Raw genomic sequence first — 3,095 nt, forward strand, 5'->3', positions numbered from 1 at the left:
TTTTTCAGCCTAGCACAATTTCAATTAAACTGACTCCCTTGGGTCGGTTTTATTGGCGGGTCAAAATTCATCTCGCCGTTAAGCCTGTCGGCTCTAACGGGAGTCCTCTTTTGACATTTAAGATAGAAATGTAGCGATCGCTCAAGATAATCAATTATCTTGTCGGAAGAACGTATTGAAAATTGGTCGGACCTTCATAATTAGAGACTTCGGCCAATTCTTTCAATGATAAACGCCCCGGTTCTACCTTTCCGGCAATTTCCCAACTGGGATAGGATTTAACCCCTGCCGCTTGACAGGCTTGAGGCTGGGCATTTGCTCCATCTGCCTCGCATTCAATATATTCGATTTCTGCGAAGGCTTCTTTGCCAAATAGTGACTTTTGTTCGTAACAGTGGGGACACCAATAAGCACCGTACATTTTGATGTCATTTTCTCTTAAATGTTTAGCGAGTTCGATTTCGGATTCTCCCGATTTTGTCTCGATCTCCCAACCTTTTCCTGGAATGAGTTCGCTTTGCTGAGGGATAGGAATGGGAATTTTGCCTTCGGCGATCGCGGGATTATTCAGGGGTGCGTAAATGCCTAAAGTTCCCATAAAAGTAATAAAAGCAACAATAACGCTAGTGAAAACAAGTTGACCGAAATCTTCCCAAGTTCGTCCAAAAACCGTCAGTAAAAATAAGCTGAGAGAAAATAAGGCCGATCCGATGCAGTAATAACAAACTGCCTGTATTTTGCCAAAGAGAACATACATCAAATAGGCACTAAAAATCATCATGGCTGTTGAACCAATCAGCAAAAATAATGCCGTCCAATGTTCTAGTTTGTTTCGCAAATCGCGATCGCTTTCTGGATTAATGATGTATGGGGACAAGGCAAAGGCTATCATGCTCAGATAAGCCAATAAGCCAAATAGGGAGAGAGGAAGCCCAAAAACTGTTGCGTAAGGACTGGAGAGAACATCATTACAACTTCCTGTCGTTGCACTGGCATTAATTGCACAGCCGACTTCTCCTCCGGTGAGTTTGGTAATGGTCAAATAAGCAGTTAAAGCTGCACCGATGCTGGCGATCGCGCCAATTATAAATCGCGAGTAGCGATGAATCCAAGGAATAGAACGTTTTCTTCTCATTATTGTTTATGGGGATATTGTTAATGGGGAATCGAGGGTGATGAGTGGGAACAAATAACTATTTTAGGCCGGGGATAATATATTTGAAGTCTTGGCTTCCTTCATAACCGGATAATTGTGCCAGTTTTTCTAAACTTTGAATGCCGGGGTACAATTCGCCGTCGATTTCCCAAGTGGGAAAGGAGGTAATTCCAACCGCGTGACATTGTGCGGTTTGAGAATTTTTCCCTTTGCGATCGCATTCTATATAATTAATCTGAGAAAGCGCTTGATTGCCCAATAAAAGTTTTTGTTCGCCACAATGAGGACACCAATAAGCACCATACATTTTTGCGCCGATTTTGCTTAAATGTTGAGCAAGGGCAATTTCAGAGGTGCTGGATTTTGTGGTAATATCCCACCCAATGCCGGGTGTAGAGGCGGTTTTTAGGGCGGGAATGGGGATACGTCCGTTGATGAGAGTTGGGGGTGCTTCATTGGCATAAACTCCTAGTGTGCCAACCACTGTAACGATCGCCACCAGAATTCCGGTGAAGAAAACTTGCCCCCAGTCTTCCCAAAGACGACCTAAAAGTGTTAAGACAAATAAACTGAGGGAAAAAGTAGCTGAAGCCAGACAGTAGGGACAGAAAATGTGCAGTTCAAAGGCGAGGAGATAGACTAAATAACTGCTAACTGCTGTCATTGCCGTCCCACCGATTAATAAGAGATTCCAACTCCAATTTTCGAGGCGATCGCGCTGGGATTTGTCTTCCAGTTGAACGATCGCCGGAATTAAAGCCAAAACTGCCATACTCAAGTAGGCAATCCCCCCGTAAAGAGAGAGAGGTAAGCCAAAGACTGTGGCATAAGAACTTGATAGGGCAATATTACAGCCATCTCCTTCTGCAAAGCAAATGGCAGAATTTCCCGTCAGTTTAGTTATGGTAAGATACGAAGTTAGGGCAAACCCCAACAGCGCGATCGCGCCAATCAGCCAGCGCGATTTCTGGTAAATCCAAGGCAGAGAACGATTACGATTCATTAGTCTTATCAACACAAGAGAAGAGGTATTGAGATAATACCTCTTCTGAAACATTATTAGTGCGTGATTAGTGCGTTCGTGGGGGGAGTCGAGAAAATATTAGCAGTAAGCAGTGATATCCTCGCCACATTCATCTGCTAAATAGCACAAAGCGCGAAACCGCAAACCCACCAATTGATCGTAAAAAGGATTCAATTTGCATAAGGGGGGAATATGAAAGAGAACTTTACCCAAAACTTTCACATCTCGTTCAAATGGGCATTGTGCGGGGATTAATTGACACAATACGCGGGCAAAATCAGCGTTTTTGACTTCCCAGTTATCGAGTAGCATTTTTAGAGGTTTTAACGGTGCAAAAGCGATCTTAGGGAATTGGAATTTTGAAGGGACCTTCTGTAGAGAAATTCCGGGTTGGTGGGTTGGAAGATACTCGGAACTCCAACTGCTAAAAACAAATTCTTTGATTGTGGTTCTGATTGCGTCAGCCATTGTTCCTTTCTGTTCTAACTTTGAGAACAGGCTTGCTTATTCTTTGTCTACAGTCATCTAAATCTAGATTCCGGATGTTTCAGAATAGTTTTTTTAACCCTGAAAATCCCAAAAAACAAGTCATTAGATGAGTTTGCTCTCATTAAATTAATAATCTGTTACAGAAATCTCAGTTAGGACTTACGAAACACGCAGAACTATGAAAAAACAGAGATTCTTGGCAGTATTTTATTAATTTCCGTATTTACACCAAGCTAAATTGCTAAGTTAAAAATACCGTTTGAGCCAACACCCTTGATTATATTCTGTCTTATTTTTTATGGGTGTAATGCAGATAACATCACTCTGAATTGCGATCGCGATCGCATCCACAAAAAACACGCAAAATGTTGTCTTTCTAGATGAGGGAGTGTGGGGGGTGTGGGGAGATGGGGGGGTGTGGGGAGT

The 3,095-nt window shown here is 42.6% G+C and carries 4 protein-coding genes; all 4 read right to left on the reverse strand.

The genetic code is table 11. The annotated features are described in order from the left end of the window. Positions 1-154: 154 nt before the first annotated feature. Positions 155-1,135, reverse strand: coding sequence for a vitamin K epoxide reductase family protein (locus VB714_RS26955; protein WP_323228396.1), 981 nt, complete (start codon positions 1,133-1,135; stop codon positions 155-157). A 58-nt stretch (positions 1,136-1,193) separates the two neighbouring features. Continuing rightward, the gene (locus tag VB714_RS26960; protein ID WP_323228397.1) at positions 1,194-2,159 is read right to left on the reverse strand and encodes a vitamin K epoxide reductase family protein; all 966 of its coding nucleotides are present in this window, start codon (positions 2,157-2,159) and stop codon (positions 1,194-1,196) included. A 99-nt stretch (positions 2,160-2,258) separates the two neighbouring features. After that, positions 2,259-2,648 carry a Mo-dependent nitrogenase C-terminal domain-containing protein gene (locus tag VB714_RS26965; RefSeq protein ID WP_323228399.1) on the reverse strand — a complete coding sequence of 130 codons (390 nt, stop codon included), beginning with the start codon at positions 2,646-2,648 and terminating at the stop codon, positions 2,259-2,261. A gap of 267 nt (positions 2,649-2,915) precedes the next feature. Beyond that, on the reverse strand, positions 2,916-3,095 hold a 180-nt coding region (locus tag VB714_RS26970; RefSeq protein ID WP_323228401.1), incomplete at its 5' end, for a hypothetical protein.

It is taken from the genome of Spirulina sp. 06S082 (genome assembly GCF_034932145.1).
Taxonomy (GTDB): Bacteria; Cyanobacteriota; Cyanobacteriia; order Cyanobacteriales; family Spirulinaceae; genus CCY15215.